Source organism: Micromonospora taraxaci, from assembly GCF_007830095.1.
GTDB lineage: Bacteria > Actinomycetota > Actinomycetes > Mycobacteriales > Micromonosporaceae > Micromonospora > Micromonospora taraxaci.
Genome location: NZ_VIWZ01000001.1, coordinates 525312 through 537951, shown reverse-complemented (window position 1 = coordinate 537951; position 12640 = coordinate 525312). Strand labels below are relative to the sequence as shown.

16 protein-coding genes, 2 tRNA genes and 1 other RNA gene are annotated in these 12640 nt (G+C 70.3%); 10 read left to right on the top strand and 9 right to left on the bottom strand.

The annotated features are described in order from the left end of the window. Positions 1 to 155: 155 nt before the first annotated feature. An RNA gene (gene ffs / locus FHU34_RS02640) (signal recognition particle sRNA small type) lies at positions 156 to 245 on the bottom strand. Positions 246 to 327: 82 nt separating this feature from the next. Between ffs and FHU34_RS02635 the strand changes: the two genes are divergently transcribed. Beyond that, a tRNA-Ser gene (locus FHU34_RS02635) sits at positions 328 to 412 on the top strand. Positions 413 to 480: 68 nt separating this feature from the next. On the opposite strand, the gene FHU34_RS02630 is transcribed toward FHU34_RS02635, so the two are convergent. Both FHU34_RS02630 and FHU34_RS02625 read right to left on the bottom strand, forming a co-directional pair. Next, positions 481 to 1143, bottom strand: a complete 663-nt coding sequence (locus FHU34_RS02630; protein WP_145778524.1) for a pentapeptide repeat-containing protein — start codon at positions 1141 to 1143, stop codon at positions 481 to 483. Beyond that, positions 1140 to 1571, bottom strand: coding sequence for a YbaB/EbfC family nucleoid-associated protein (locus FHU34_RS02625; protein ID WP_145778523.1), 432 nt, complete (start codon positions 1569 to 1571; stop codon positions 1140 to 1142). Before FHU34_RS02625 ends, FHU34_RS02630 begins: the two co-directional genes overlap by 4 nt. A gap of 30 nt (positions 1572 to 1601) precedes the next feature. Here FHU34_RS02625 and FHU34_RS33525 point away from each other — a divergent pair, with 30 nt between their 5' ends. Genes FHU34_RS33525 through FHU34_RS02605 form a run of 4 tightly spaced genes read left to right on the top strand, consistent with a single transcriptional unit; the run spans position 1602 to position 3491 of the window. Next, on the top strand, positions 1602 to 1823 hold the full coding sequence (locus tag FHU34_RS33525) for a Scr1 family TA system antitoxin-like transcriptional regulator (RefSeq protein WP_280116504.1): 222 nt from the start codon (positions 1602 to 1604) through the stop codon (positions 1821 to 1823). After that, positions 1814 to 2005, top strand: coding sequence for a DUF397 domain-containing protein (locus FHU34_RS02615; RefSeq protein ID WP_145778522.1), 192 nt, complete (start codon positions 1814 to 1816; stop codon positions 2003 to 2005). The genes FHU34_RS33525 and FHU34_RS02615 overlap by 10 nt, the downstream gene beginning before the upstream one ends. Positions 2006 to 2064: 59 nt before the next feature. After that, entirely contained in the window at positions 2065 to 2778 is a 714-nt protein-coding gene (locus FHU34_RS02610) for a helix-turn-helix domain-containing protein (protein WP_244311526.1), read from the top strand. 56 nt (positions 2779 to 2834) lie between these two features. After that, on the top strand, positions 2835 to 3491 hold the full coding sequence (locus tag FHU34_RS02605) for a dihydrofolate reductase family protein (protein ID WP_145778521.1): 657 nt from the start codon (positions 2835 to 2837) through the stop codon (positions 3489 to 3491). A 65-nt stretch (positions 3492 to 3556) separates the two neighbouring features. On the opposite strand, the gene FHU34_RS02600 is transcribed toward FHU34_RS02605, so the two are convergent. Next, positions 3557 to 4189 carry a DUF1349 domain-containing protein gene (locus tag FHU34_RS02600; RefSeq protein WP_145778520.1) on the bottom strand — a complete coding sequence of 211 codons (633 nt, stop codon included), beginning with the start codon at positions 4187 to 4189 and terminating at the stop codon, positions 3557 to 3559. A 136-nt stretch (positions 4190 to 4325) separates the two neighbouring features. On the opposite strand from FHU34_RS02600, the gene FHU34_RS02595 reads away from it, so the two are divergent. Together FHU34_RS02595 and FHU34_RS02590 are read left to right on the top strand one after the other, a co-directional pair. Continuing rightward, positions 4326 to 4880: a hypothetical protein gene (locus FHU34_RS02595; RefSeq protein ID WP_145778519.1), complete on the top strand. Its 555-nt coding sequence runs from the start codon at positions 4326 to 4328 to the stop codon at positions 4878 to 4880. Between the two features lie 92 nt (positions 4881 to 4972). Further along, a complete protein-coding gene (locus tag FHU34_RS02590) occupies positions 4973 to 5467 on the top strand; it encodes a hypothetical protein (protein WP_208744912.1) in 495 nt (164 codons plus the stop codon). Between the two features lie 13 nt (positions 5468 to 5480). On the opposite strand, the gene FHU34_RS02585 is transcribed toward FHU34_RS02590, so the two are convergent. Next, positions 5481 to 7094: a carboxylesterase/lipase family protein gene (locus tag FHU34_RS02585; RefSeq protein WP_145778517.1), complete on the bottom strand. Its 1614-nt coding sequence runs from the start codon at positions 7092 to 7094 to the stop codon at positions 5481 to 5483. 188 nt (positions 7095 to 7282) lie between these two features. Between FHU34_RS02585 and FHU34_RS02580 the strand changes: the two genes are divergently transcribed. Then, on the top strand, positions 7283 to 8209 hold the full coding sequence (locus FHU34_RS02580) for a TetR/AcrR family transcriptional regulator C-terminal domain-containing protein (protein ID WP_167524926.1): 927 nt from the start codon (positions 7283 to 7285) through the stop codon (positions 8207 to 8209). A 4-nt stretch (positions 8210 to 8213) separates the two neighbouring features. Here the strand turns inward: FHU34_RS02580 and FHU34_RS02575 are convergent, their stop codons facing one another. Then, positions 8214 to 8846, bottom strand: a complete 633-nt coding sequence (locus tag FHU34_RS02575; RefSeq protein WP_208744911.1) for a TetR/AcrR family transcriptional regulator — start codon at positions 8844 to 8846, stop codon at positions 8214 to 8216. A 131-nt stretch (positions 8847 to 8977) separates the two neighbouring features. On the opposite strand from FHU34_RS02575, the gene FHU34_RS02570 reads away from it, so the two are divergent. Beyond that, positions 8978 to 9727: an SDR family oxidoreductase gene (locus FHU34_RS02570; RefSeq protein ID WP_145778514.1), complete on the top strand. Its 750-nt coding sequence runs from the start codon at positions 8978 to 8980 to the stop codon at positions 9725 to 9727. Positions 9728 to 9784: 57 nt separating this feature from the next. Here the strand turns inward: FHU34_RS02570 and FHU34_RS02565 are convergent. Beyond that, a tRNA-Ser gene (locus tag FHU34_RS02565) sits at positions 9785 to 9871 on the bottom strand. Positions 9872 to 9946: 75 nt separating this feature from the next. On the opposite strand from FHU34_RS02565, the gene deoD reads away from it, so the two are divergent. Next, positions 9947 to 10654, top strand: coding sequence for a purine-nucleoside phosphorylase (gene deoD, locus FHU34_RS02560; RefSeq protein WP_030328147.1), 708 nt, complete (start codon positions 9947 to 9949; stop codon positions 10652 to 10654). Positions 10655 to 10735: 81 nt separating this feature from the next. On the opposite strand, the gene FHU34_RS02555 is transcribed toward deoD, so the two are convergent. After that, positions 10736 to 11950, bottom strand: coding sequence for an ABC transporter permease (locus FHU34_RS02555; RefSeq protein ID WP_425280510.1), 1215 nt, complete (start codon positions 11948 to 11950; stop codon positions 10736 to 10738). Continuing rightward, positions 11950 to 12633, bottom strand: a complete 684-nt coding sequence (locus tag FHU34_RS02550) for an ABC transporter ATP-binding protein (RefSeq protein WP_208745113.1) — start codon at positions 12631 to 12633, stop codon at positions 11950 to 11952. Before FHU34_RS02550 ends, FHU34_RS02555 begins: the two co-directional genes overlap by 1 nt. Positions 12634 to 12640: the final 7 nt, after the last annotated feature.

The window sequence follows — 12640 nt, the reverse complement described above, 5'->3', positions numbered from 1 at the left end:
TGCCGCGCCCTGCCGCCGCGTTGCCGTGGGTTGCCGCGCGTTGCCGTGGGTTGATCGACTCCACATCGCCGATCTGGCGGTATCGACTGCCCGGGACAGCCCCACCTCGCCGACCTGGTGTGGATCAAGGCCCCGGAGCAGGGCCCCGGAGACAAAAAGGCCTCCCGTGCACCCGGCAGAGCTCGCTTATCCTTGCTGCCTTCCGGCCCTGGGGAGGTTCACGAGATACCGCCGCACGGGAGGTGCCGCCAAGCCTACCCGACCGCCCGTCGATCTTCAGGGGGTGGTGGGGTGGCCCGCCCGACGGGGGCCTGTATCCTGGCTCGCGGAGGATTCGCCTAGAGGCCTAGGGCGCACGCTTGGAAAGCGTGTTGGGTTTACACCCTCACGAGTTCGAATCTCGTATCCTCCGCTCGCGTGAGCAGCACCAACGACAGGGCCGGCCCCACGGGGACCGGCCCTGAGTCGTCTGCGCGGGCGTCAGCCGACCACCTGGACGTCTTCCGCACCCTGCCCGGAGAACCACGCCGCGAGCGCGACGCCACCCAGCGACCGCGACGCCCCCTCGTCGACGAGGACCGGGCCGACGACGGCACCCTTCGCGCCGTCGAGTTGGCAGCCGAACATCCGCGCGCCGCTCAACACCACCGGCATGCTCGTACTGCCCAGCGTGCACCAGCGCATGCTGGCCAGTTCGAGGTCGGCGTCGCGCAGGTCGGTCTGGTAGAGCGTGGCGGAGTTGAGGACCGAACGGCGGAGATCCGCCCCGGCCAGCACGGCGTGGTCGAGTTGCGCGGAGAACAGCCGAGCCGAGGGGAACCGCGCCCGACCGGCCGAGCAGCCGACCACCGTCGCCTTCGCCAGGTCGGCGGAGGTGAGATCCGCGCCCTCCAACTCGGCATTGGCCAGGTTGGCGTCGGCGAGGTTGGCCCCCTCGAACCGGACGTCGACCAGGCGGGAGTTGGCGAGATAGGCGCCGGCCAGGTCGAGTCGGCTGAGGTCCGCCCCGCGAAAATCGAGAAAATCACCAGAGAGGTACGCGGTGTCGGGCGACGCGGCGAGCCACTCCTCAAGTGCGGCCCGAGCGTCCGGGCTGTCCGGCCAGCGGATCACGTCGTCGCTGGTCCGTCGATATCTGCTCACCGCCCGTGCTGGTCGTCCGCCCCGTCCACGGCGGAATCGGCGGCGCGCAGTTGCTGCCCGACACGTTCGGCGATCGCACGAGCGGCCGGTGAATCGGTGCCCAGGGTTTCGCCGATGATCTCCTGCGCCCGGTCGGCCAACTGCCGCTTGGCCACACCGATCGTGTTCATGATCGTCCTGGCGACGACGTCCGGTGCGACCCGCTGGATCCGCTGACCCAGTTGCAGGTCGACCAACGCGCCCACCGAGTCGACGGTGACCTCCACCAGCCCGTTGCCGTCGGCAGCGGTCACCCGTAGGGCCTGGATGCGGTCACTCATCGCGTCGGTGGCGGTCGCCAACTGGTCGAGGCGACCTTTCCACTCCGCGAGCCGGTCCATCGCGCCATCCGGGTCAAGCAGCCCTGCCGTGTTGGGAACCTCGGCCATCATGTGTCCCCTCGGTCGCTCAAGGTGATCATGCTCAGCGATGGGAGATTAACACGAGCGGCCTTCACGACAGTCCAGGTGAGACGCCGGAGGATCGCCGCTTACCTGGACAACCAACTCCAGGGACAAGTCGCTAGCGACCCCGACGACATCGCCGCCATGATGGCGGCATGGGAGAACGTGCGCGGGGAGGCGCTGTCTCACCGGCAGTCGGTCGATCTCATCTTGGAGGTGGCGGAGTCATGGAGCTGAACGGTGCCCGATGGCGCAAGAGCACCCGCAGCAGCGGAAATGGCGGCGCATGCGTCGAGGTCGCCGACAACCTGTCCGGCGTCGTCGGCGTACGCGATTCCAAGGACCCGGCCGGCCCGGCGCTCACCTTCACGCCGACGGCGTGGCGCGCGTTCGTCACCCGACTCGGTCCGCGGGTCTGACCAGGACCCGCCCTTCGAGGAGTCAACGCCCGCTGGAAAGCAGTGGAGGGGCCTTGCGCTTGCGATTCGAGCATCGTGACACCGAGACACACGCGGACATCGCCGACCGTGTGTGGCGTACCCGCAGCGACGCGGAAGACACGATGACATCGGCGGCGCGCACGTGCTGCCAACTGATCTTCACGCGGATGCAGGGGCAGCTACTTGTCAGCCTGCGCGGGCCGGAGACCAGGGCGACCACGGCGCCGGTCCCGCCGGACGCCGAGTTCTTCGGCATCCGGCTCACGCTCGGCACCGTTCTTCGGCCGCATCCCGCAGCCTCGATCGTCGACGGGTACGTGCCCTTCCCGGTGACGGACTCGGGCCGGATAGTCATCGGCGGCGAGGCCTGGGAGGCGCCGACGTACGAGAACGTCGAGCAGTTCGTCGGGCGCCTGCGGGACGCGGGTCTGCTGGTGCGGTCAGGCCTGGAGCGCTTCGCCGGGCACCCCGGGGACCAGCCGTCCAGTCGAACGCTTCAGCGGCAGTACCGCGCGATCACCGGGCTCTCGCGCACCGCCGTGACGCAGATCGACCGCGTGAACGCGGCGGCCACGATGCTGCGCGACGGGCTCGGTTGGAGCACAGCCGTCGAGACGCTGGGGTACTTCGACCAGGCTCACCTGGCCCGCTCTCTGCGGCGCTACGTCGGGCGCACCGCGCGAGGGCTGCGAACGGTCGACGGCGCGTCGATGTCGTTCCTGTACAAGACCGACCCGTCGCCAGGCAGCTAACGTCCGTTCTCCGGCCGCCCCGGCGGCTGCCCCGAACCGGAATCCGGAGGAGAACTGTGCTGCTCAGCGTCAACGTCTTCGTCAGCCTCGACGGGGTCATGCAAGGACCGGGAGCCCCCGACGAGGACCGCTCGGGCGGCTTCGACCGCGGCGGCTGGCTCGTCCCGCACGCATCAGCGCACACCAACGAGGTCGTCGAGGGCTGGTTCCGGGAGGCGGACGCCTTCCTCTTCGGCCGCACGAGCTACGGCCTGCTCGGCGGGTACTGGCCCAAGGTCACCGCACCCGGCAACCTGATCGCCGCCAAGCTGAACACGCTGCCGAAGTACGTCGTCAGCAGGACGCTGACTGACGGGGAGGCCGACTGGAGCCCGACCACTGTCCTCCGCACTGGCATCGTCGACGATGTGCGCCGGCTCAAGGGGCTCCCCGGCAAGGAGCTCCAGGTCCACGGCAGTTGGAAACTCGTGCAGGAGTTGCACCAGGCCGGGCTCGTCGACCTCTACCGGCTGCTCCAGTACCCCGTCGTGGTCGGCACCGGAAAACGCCTGTTTCCCGAGGGGACGACGCCTGCGACATTCGCCTCTGAGGGGAGCGGGCGCGTGCTGCCCGGCGGCGTCGTCTCGCTGACGCTGACTCCCACGAACCGTGGCGTGCTCCCTGCGGGCGCGTACACCGTGAAGAACGGGCGCTCGACACCAGTTGTCGACTGACACCGACGACCCCACCGCCGTCGTACACATGTTCTATCCACAGGCTGTGGACAGCGACCCGGACCTCAGGAGCCGTCGCGGAGGTCCGCCAGACGTTCGGGCCGGAAGTTGATGTTGTCGAAGGTCACGTCGCACCCCTCGCCGGTCGGCGACTGACCGGCGAAGCCGATCCGGTCGCGGGCCGTGTCGCCGTCGAAGCTGAACACGCGGATCAACTGCCAGGTCCTGCCGTCGAGCGAGGCGTGGTAGGCGTAGACCCGGCCGATTCGTGAGACCCGCAGCCAGACCGACCGGTCGGCCACGACGAAGGCGTTCGCGTCGTCGGCGACACCCCGGCAGATGACCGACACGATCATCGGCTCGGCCTCGGGTGAGAACTCGAAGCACAACTTGCCCCAGCACCGCTCGTCCCGCCAGATCAGGAGCACCCCGGCGTCGAAGGTCGCGGCGAAGGCCACGGAGACGCGGGCACTGAACTGGAAGTCCCCCTCCGGCGGCAGGTCACCGAGCAGCGTCGCCGCGTTGAGGACGGGCTCCGGGGCATCCTGGCCCGCGCCGCCACTCGGGTCGATGAAGATGTCGGTGCGTGGCTGCGCCGACACCGTCACGGCACCGGCCCCCTCGTCCACCCGCCAGAGCTCTTCGGGCGACGGCACGAGCGGGGACGGCATGCCGGGGACGATCAACTGGTCAGCCATGACCAGGACCGTACAACGGGTCCCGGCGGGAAACCTGCCGCCGCCGGGCGGGTACGGTCCGGGGATCGACGCCGGTCGGCCCGGAATCCGTCGTACACATGTTCTATCCACAGGCTGTGGACGGCGGAGGGATTCGATGGCATACCAGCTCAGCGCGGTGGTCGCGGACGTCGAACTACTCCGCGAGCAGACCGCCGAGCTGGATCACGCGGTCCTCGGCGAGCTGCGCCAGGATTTCGGGCTGCTGCCGGTCACCCCGCAGTTGGTGGTGGAGCTGACCGGGTCGCTGCCGGATTTCGCGACGGACGACCGCAGCGCCGAGCACCCGTTCGGCCTGGTGTTGTCGCCCGCGCTCGTCGAGTCGCTGATCCGCTGGTCGGAGGCGGGGCCGGTGGCCTACCTGGAGGCGGAGTTCGTCGGTGGCGCCGGCTACCAGTCGGCGGCGGTGTGGCTGGGTGGGACGCTGACCTGGGGGCCACACTTCGACGACGAGTTGGACACGTCGCGCGAACAGTGGCCGATCAACGGCGCGCTCGCCCGCCTCGGCGTCGAGCCCGGCGATTGGATCGACCCGTTCGCCGAACTGGGGTTGCACCTGGAGCGCAACACCGAGGGTTGGCTGGCGCACGGGCGACGTCGACTCAGCGCCGACTACTGGGACGAGCTGGTCGAACAGTGGGAGAACCAGTAATCCGGCTGCCGCCAGCAACCTGAACGCTCCCGTTCCGTTGGGGACTGGGGGATTCCATGAAATTGCGACAATTTGCGTTTATTGCCATGCTGATGACGGCTGCCTCGATCGCAGGCAGCGGCGTACCGCCAACCGGGTCGATCCCGGACGGCCGGCCCGCCGGCAGCGTGGAGATCATCGACCTGAACGGCCTGCGCAACGTCGAGTTCGGCGACACCGAGGACGAGCTGACCCGACGCGGCATCCTGCGTACCAGCCTGGATTCCTGCGGGCCTATGCTCGTCGGCCACGACACGGTCAGCCCGGTCTTCATGGAGGACAGACTGGTGCTGCTCTGGGTCGGTGATCCAATGCGGACACCCGAGGGCATCACCGCGGGCTCACCCGTCGACCAGGTCTGGGCGCGCTACCCGCTGGTCACCCGGCTCGACGCTCCACACGGGACGCACCGCCTCGACGGGCTGCTCGCCCGCAGCGGCGACCGCGCGTACCTGTTCCTGCACGACGGGCGCACGGTCCGAAAGACCATCGCAGGGTACGCGGACTGGGCCCGCCGCCTCTTCGACGAGGGTGCGGGCCCATGCTGAACCGCCGGTCAGGTCAGCGGTCGAAGGACCGCCAGAAGCCGTACTTGTGGGCCGCCGCGAAATCGTTCGTTCCCGACCCACCGCCACCGGCCAGCACCCGCACGTAGGAAGAGCCGCCGCCCAGCCGAGGCCAGCCCGCCCGGCCTGTCCGGGCGAAGTCGGTCCAGGTCCGGACCATGGTGTCGGAGAGCCGCCGCTGCGTCGGCGTCAGCGTCTCGGCGTAGTCGACAGCGAACAGGTACGGCAACTCCGCGCAGTGGTACGCGCCGGCGGGAAAGGTCGGTTCGGGCCCCTCGGTGAAGAACGGGGCGTCCTCGTCGGCGAACTCGTACGCGAACGTCGGCACCCGCCGAGCGAACGCCATCGCCGCGGAGTAGACCGGCTCGGCGTAGTCGTGATCGGTCAGCACCGCGCCCAACGTCGCGCTGGCAGGCTGCGCGGCGTCGCGCGGGTAGTGGGCCAGCACCTCCTCGGCCCGGTCACCGAACATGGCGCGGACCTGGTCGCGGTACTGCTCGTCGGTGAGCGGGCACGACTCGGGCTCCTGGTCCGGCTTCGGCGGCTCCGGGCAGTTGAGCCCACTGCGTTCCATCCCCCACACCACGAGCCGGGACTCGTGCCGGTTCATCCCGGTCAACACCGGCACCGGGTGCAGCCTGCCGGTCGTCAGCGCGTACGCCGGGTCCATCGGCAGCGTGCGGCCGTCGACGACCGGGCCGAGGTCCATCCCCGCGCCCGGATAGCCGGCCGTCTCGACGAGCCGGGCGGGATCAGCCGCGCGCAGGCAGGCGGCGACCGCAGCCGGGGCGGTGCAGCCGACCCGCCGGGCGAACTCCTCGGCGGCCCCGACCGCGTCGGCCCGAGTCTGGACCGGGTTCGCGCACGAGTTGCTCTGCATGATCGCGCGGTGGAACAGGCCCGCGGCTGCCGGTGCGGCGAGCTGCGCGCAGACGCTGGTCGCCCCTGCGGACTGGCCGAACACTGTGACGTTGCCCGGGTCACCGCCGAAGGCCGCCGCGTTGCGCCGCACCCAGCGCAGCGCGGCCTGCTGGTCCTGCAACGCGAAGTTGCCGGTGATCCCGTCCGCGCCGGCAAGCGCCGGATGCGCCAGGAAACCGAGCGCGCCGAGCCGGTAGTTCAGCGTGACGACGATGACGTCACCGCCGACCGCCAGCCGCTGGCCGCCGTACCCGTCTCCGCTTCCGAACCGGAAGTCCCCGCCGTGCAACCACACCATGACGGGACGAGGCGTCCGTGCGGTGGAGCGGGGGGTGGTGACGTTCAGGTAGAGGCAGTCCTCGGACTCCGAGGGTGAGTCCATCGGCAACCCCTGCAGTTGCGCGCAGGCCGCACCCGGTCGAGTCGCGTCACGTACCCCCGTCCATGTCGGACCGGGCTGCGGTGGGGCCCAGCGCAGCGGGCCCAGCGGCGGACGCGCGTACGGGATGCCCTGAAACGACAGGTGATCCGCCGCGACGCCGCCCCGCACAGCGCCCTGGTCGGTCCGGACGACGGCCGCGCTCCGGCGGTCGTCGTCGGCCGTGGCCGGGCCGGCGACCATCGTCGGCGCGAGGAGCGCGACAGCGCCCAGTGCGAAGACCCATCGGGGGTACGGGATGCTGGTCATGGTCTGCCCCTCCGTCGAGGCCGGTACGGCGTACGCACCGGGCTGCGCCGAGCATGTCGACTCGGCAGCCGAGCGGCCAGAGGGCACTAGTACGCCAGCCAGAGAGACGCACGAGGATCGGCAGGGCGGCAGCCAGTGCTCTAGTGCGCTACGGTCACCTCCCGAGCAGCGGAGGTCCGGTGACGGAGATGGACGACCTCACTCCCCCCTACCTGCGCATCGTCGCCGAGTTACGGCGGCGCATCACGGAGGGCGAGTTGAGCCCCGGCGACCGGGTCCCGTCAACCCGGCAGATCGTCCGGGAGTGGGGCGTCGCCATGGCGACCGCCAGCCGCGCCCTCACCGCCCTACGGCAGGAGAGCCTGGTCCGGGCGGTGCCGGGCGTGGGCATGGTGGTGACCGGCGCGGAGCCGGCCACCCCCGGTCGGGGCGCACGGTCCGACGTTCGGCGCGTACCCATGCAGGGGTTGAGCCGCGACCAGGTGGTGCGGGCCGCCATGGGGATCGCCGACGCCGAAGGGCTACCGGCGCTGAGCATGCGACGAATCGCGACCGAGCTGGACGTCCCCACCATGTCGCTCTACCGGCAGGTCCGGGGCAAGGAGCAGCTCTTGCTGCTGATGGCGGACGCGGCCTTCGCCGCCCATCGACTGCCGCACACGCTCCCGCCCGGGTGGCGAGCCCAACTGGAGACGCTCTGTCGGCTTCAGTGGTCGATCTACCGGCGGCACCCCTGGCTGGCCCAGGTCATCTCGCTGACCCGCCCGTTGATGGCACCGCACGCTGTCGCGCACACCGAATCGGCGCTACGCGCCCTCGCCGGGCACGGCCTGGACCAGCACACTCAGCTTCACCTGGTGGCCGCGCTGGCCAATCACGTTCGCGGCACCGCGGTGAACCTGGAGCGGGAGGCCGAGGCGGAACAGGACACCGGCCTGACCGACGACGAGTGGATGACAGCTCAGGCGGACGTGCTGAGCGGTCTCTTCGCGGCAGGCGAGTTTCCACATCTGTCCCGGCTCACCCGGTCGCCGGTCGATCTCAACGTCGAGAGCCTCTTCGAATTCGGTCTGCAACGGCTGCTCGACGGCGCGGCGGCGCTGATCGGTCGGTGAGCGCTCAGACCGTGCCGGTGGCCTGCTCCGGCACGCGCGCTCCCGACGCGGCGGCGAAACCCGCGAGGGCGATCTCCGCAGCCTGCTGAAGGTCCTCACGAGCAACTCCGGCCGCGGCGTGGATCGCGTGCCCCTCGGTGACGATCATGACGAAGCGGGCGAGCGCTACCGGGTCGGCGTCAGCGGGTAGGTCACCCTCGTCGACGGCGCGGGCGAGGCGATCGGCGAGGGCCCTTTCGCCGGCCAGACGGCTGGCGGCGAGGAACCCGGCGATGGGCGCGTTCGGGGTGGCGCAGGCGGTGCCGCCCTGGATCGACAGGCAACCGGCTGGCCGGTCCGGCCGCGTCACGGCGAGCACGTTCTCGCGCAGCAGGGTGGCGACAACCTCGTACGCGGTCGGTTGGGCGAAAGCGTCCCGCGCGTACGCCATGTCCTGTGCGGCGTAGCGCGCCACGACCTTGCGGAACAACTCCTCCTTACCGCCATAGGCGGCGTAGAGGCTGGGCTTGTTGATCCCCATCGCCTCGGTGAGGTCGCTCATCGAGGCGCCCTCGTACCCCTGACGCCAGAACACCTCCATCGCGCGCTCCAGCGCCTCGTCGACGTCGAAGCCCCGTGGTCGTCCTCGCTGCGGCACGACCCACCACCTCCCTCGGTGCATCCTACCCGCTTTCAAAACCGATCGGTACAGAAATTTGCCGACCAGGCCGGGGGTTGCTACGGTCGGATCAGTACCGCTCGGTACAAAAATTGTGGAGGAAATCCATCGTGGGACAGCTCGACGGCAAGACCGCTCTCGTCACCGGCGGCACCACCGGCATCGGCCTGGCCGCCGCCCGCCGCTTCGCCGCCGAAGGCGCATACGTCTTCGTGACCGGCCGCCGCAAGGGACCGCTGGACGAGGCGGTGACCAGCATCGGCGCCAACGTCACAGGCATCGCCAGCGACGTCAGCAACCTCGACGACCTGGACCGGATCATGCGGGCCATCCAGGACCGGGGCGCGGGCCTGGACGTGGTGTTCGCCAACGCCGGCGGCGGCGAGTTCCGTTCGCTCGACTCGATCACCGTCGAGCACGTGGCGAACACGTTCGACACCAACATCTACGGCACCATCTTCACCGTCCAGAAGGCCCTGCCCCTGCTCAACGAGGGCGCCTCGATCGTGCTCACCGGCTCGACCGCCGCCAGCAACGGCACCCCAGCGTTCAGCGTCTACGCCGCGTCCAAGGCGGCCATCCGCTCGTTCGGGCGCACCTGGGCCGCCGAGCTGATGGGCCGGAAGATCCGGGTCAACACGCTGATCCCCGGCTCGACCGAAACCCCAGGGCTCGCCGGCCTCGCGCCCAGCCCCGCGGAGGCCCCCGGGTTGCTCCAGGCCATCGCATCGGGCGTACCCATGGGCCGGATGGCCCACCCGGACGAGATCGCCAACGCCGCGCTCTTCCTCGCCTCCGACCAGAGCAGCTTCATGACCGGCGGCGAGATCTTCGTAGACGGCGGCGAGCAGCAGCTCTGAACCGAGAAACGCCCGGCCGATCCTCGCGGATCAACCGGGCGTTTCTGCACTACAGAGCGGTGGCGGAGGGATTTGAACCCTCGGAGGGCGTTAACCCTCACACGCTTTCGAGGCGTGCTCCTTAGGCCGCTCGGACACGCCACCGCCGACGAGGGTACAGGACCGCTGGTTCGGACGCCGAACCGGTATCGCCCCGGCCGGCCTGGCAGGATCTTTGCCATGAGTACGCACATCGGCGCGAAGCCGGGCGAGATCGCCGAGCGGGTCCTGATGCCGGGCGACCCCCTGCGGGCCAAGTGGATCGCGGAGACCTACCTCGAGGGCGCCACCTGCTACTCGACGGTTCGGGGCATGCTGGGTTTCACCGGCCGCTGGAACGGCGTCGAGGTTTCCGTCCAGGGCTCCGGCATGGGCATGCCGTCGGCCTCCATCTACGCCCACGAACTGATCAACGAGTACGGCGTGAAGACGCTGATTCGGGTCGGCTCCTGCGGCGCCCTCAGCACTGACCTGCAACTGCGGGACGTGGTGGCCGCGATCGGGTCGTCGACCGACTCGAACATGAACCGGATGCGCTTCGACGGGCTGATCGACTACGCCCCGGTGGCGGACTTCGGGCTGCTGCGTACCTCGGTCGAGGTGGCCGAGCGGCGCGGCATCAGCATGCACGTCGGACCGATCCTGGCGGCGGACGCCTTCTACACCGACCGGCCGGACCTCTACGACACCCTCGCCGACTACGGCGTGCTGGCGGTGGAGATGGAGTCGGCGGCGCTCTACACGATCGCCGCCCGGTTCAAGGCCCGCGCGCTGACAGTGCTGACCGTCAGCGACCACATCAAGACCGGCGAGAAGACCACCTCGGAGGAGCGCGAGCAGACCTTCAGCCAGATGGTCGAGATCGCCCTCGACACGATCATCGCCTGACATGTTCGGGTAGCAGCACCGCGAAGAGCGTGATGACTGTCAGGCACAGTCATCACGCTCTTCACCACCGGCCGGGGAAAGTCAGACCGCGGCCAGCGCCTCGGTCGGCGCGAGGCGGGCGGCGCGCACCGCCGGGTAGAGGCCCGCGAGGCCGCCGATGACCAGTGTCGCGCCGACGCCGCCGAGCGTCGCCCAGGCCGGCACCACGGTCGGCCAACCCTGGGACAGGGCGTATCCCGAGGTGACCAGGATCCCCAGCAACACCCCACCGGTCCCACCGAGCGCGGAGAGCAGCAGCGACTCGGCGAGGAACTGGGTGCGTACCTGACCCCGGGTTGCTCCGAGTGACCGGCGCAGGCCGATCTCGGCCCGCCGTTCCAGCACCGAGATCACCATCGTGTTCGCCACGCCGACCCCGCCGACCAGCAGTGCGACAGCGCCCAGGCCCAGCAGAAGGCCGGTGAACGCGTCGTCGGTCGCCTGGGCGGCGGCCAGCGCGTCCGAGGGCCGGGAGACTTCGACCTCGTTCGGCGCCTCCGGGTTGGTGGTCGCGCCGAGCACCGACCGGACGGCCTCGACCTGCGACTCCTGTGCTCGGGTGTAGACGGTGGTCGGGTGGCCGTCGAAGCCCAGATACTCCGTCGCCGCCGTCCAGCCGATCAGTGCCGAGGTGTCCAGTTCCGGGGCGAGTGGTGCCGCGGCGAGGGTGCCGACAACAGTGAACGGCCGCCCACCGAGCCACACCTGCACCTGCGGGTCCGCGGTGGTGATGCCGAGCCGCTGCGCCGCGGTGGCACCGAGCACGACCGCCGGATAGCGTGCTGTCGCCTCGTTGAGCCAGGTGCCGGTTGCCAGCTCGGCCCCGACGGTGGCGAGCAGGTCCAGCCGGGCCGCCCGGGTGGCGATGCCACCGGTCTCCGCCGCCGGAATCCGGTCCGAGCGGTAGACCTTGGCGTCGGAGACCTGCCCGGTGGCAGACACGTCGGTGACCGGGCCGATCCGCCCGATCATCGCGATCGACTCCTCGGGCAGTTGCGCGTCCGCGCCGAACAGGGTGTTACCCGGCTCGACGGTGAGGAGGTTGGTGCCGAGCGCGTCGAGCGCGCGGTCCAGTTCGGCCCGCGACGACGAGGAGATGCCGACGACCGCGATCATCGCGGCGATGCCGATCGCGATGCCCAGCGCGGAGAGGAACGCCCGCAGCGGACGGGTCCGCAGGCCCACACCGCCGACGCGCAGGATGTCCGCCGGTCCCATCCGGGCCGGGGTGAGCCGGGCCTGGTTCAGCGTGGCCATCAGCCGACCCCGCCCGGCGTGAAGGCCGAGTCGTGCCGCACCGCGCCGTCGCGCATCCGTACCTGCCGAGGCAGACTTTCGGCGATCTCCCGGTCATGGGTGATCACCACAACGGTGGTGCCGGCCCGGTGCAGGTCGTGCAGCAGCTCCAACACCCCCGCGCCGGAGCTGGAGTCGAGGTTGCCCGTCGGCTCGTCGGCGAGCAGCACCGCCGGCTCGCCGACCACCGCGCGGGCCACGGCCACCCGCTGCCGTTCACCGCCGGACAGCTCGTGCGGACGGTGCCCCAACCGGTGGCCCAGGCCAACCCGGACCAGCGCGGCCTCCGCGCGTTCGCGCCGCCTTCTCCGGGGTACGCCGGAGTAGAGCAACCCGTCGGCCACGTTGTCCACTACCGGGACACCGGGAGCCAGGTGGAACTGCTGGAAGACGAAGCCGATCCGGGTGGCCCGCAGCGCCGACAGCTCCCGGTCGCTCAGCTTCGCCGCGTCGTACCCGTCGACGTGCACGCTGCCCGACGACGGGCGGTCCAGGGTGCCGATCAGGTGCAGCATTGTCGACTTGCCCGATCCGGACGGGCCGACGATCGCCACCAACTCGCCGTGGCCGACCCGCAGGGACACGTCGTCCAGTGCGACGACGCCACCGGCGTACCTCCTGCTGACCCGGTCGAGCACGATCACCTCGCTG

What these genes read in the sequence shown, in the direction of transcription:
- FHU34_RS02555 (WP_425280510.1), bottom strand. Translation starts at nt 11,950, where the DNA reads ATGGCCACGCTGAACCAGGCCCGGCTCACCCCGGCCCGGATGGGACCG.
- FHU34_RS33525 (WP_280116504.1), top strand. Translation starts at nt 1,602, where the DNA reads ATGCTCAGCGATGGGAGATTAACACGAGCGGCCTTCACGACAGTCCAG.
- deoD (WP_030328147.1), top strand. Translation starts at nt 9,947, where the DNA reads ATGAGTACGCACATCGGCGCGAAGCCGGGCGAGATCGCCGAGCGGGTC.
- FHU34_RS02600 (WP_145778520.1), bottom strand. Translation starts at nt 4,189, where the DNA reads ATGGCTGACCAGTTGATCGTCCCCGGCATGCCGTCCCCGCTCGTGCCG.
- FHU34_RS02625 (WP_145778523.1), bottom strand. Translation starts at nt 1,571, where the DNA reads ATGGCCGAGGTTCCCAACACGGCAGGGCTGCTTGACCCGGATGGCGCG.
- FHU34_RS02615 (WP_145778522.1), top strand. Translation starts at nt 1,814, where the DNA reads ATGGAGCTGAACGGTGCCCGATGGCGCAAGAGCACCCGCAGCAGCGGA.
- FHU34_RS02585 (WP_145778517.1), bottom strand. Translation starts at nt 7,094, where the DNA reads ATGACCAGCATCCCGTACCCCCGATGGGTCTTCGCACTGGGCGCTGTC.
- FHU34_RS02590 (WP_208744912.1), top strand. Translation starts at nt 4,973, where the DNA reads ATGACGGCTGCCTCGATCGCAGGCAGCGGCGTACCGCCAACCGGGTCG.
- FHU34_RS02580 (WP_167524926.1), top strand. Translation starts at nt 7,283, where the DNA reads ATGGACGACCTCACTCCCCCCTACCTGCGCATCGTCGCCGAGTTACGG.
- FHU34_RS02595 (WP_145778519.1), top strand. Translation starts at nt 4,326, where the DNA reads ATGGCATACCAGCTCAGCGCGGTGGTCGCGGACGTCGAACTACTCCGC.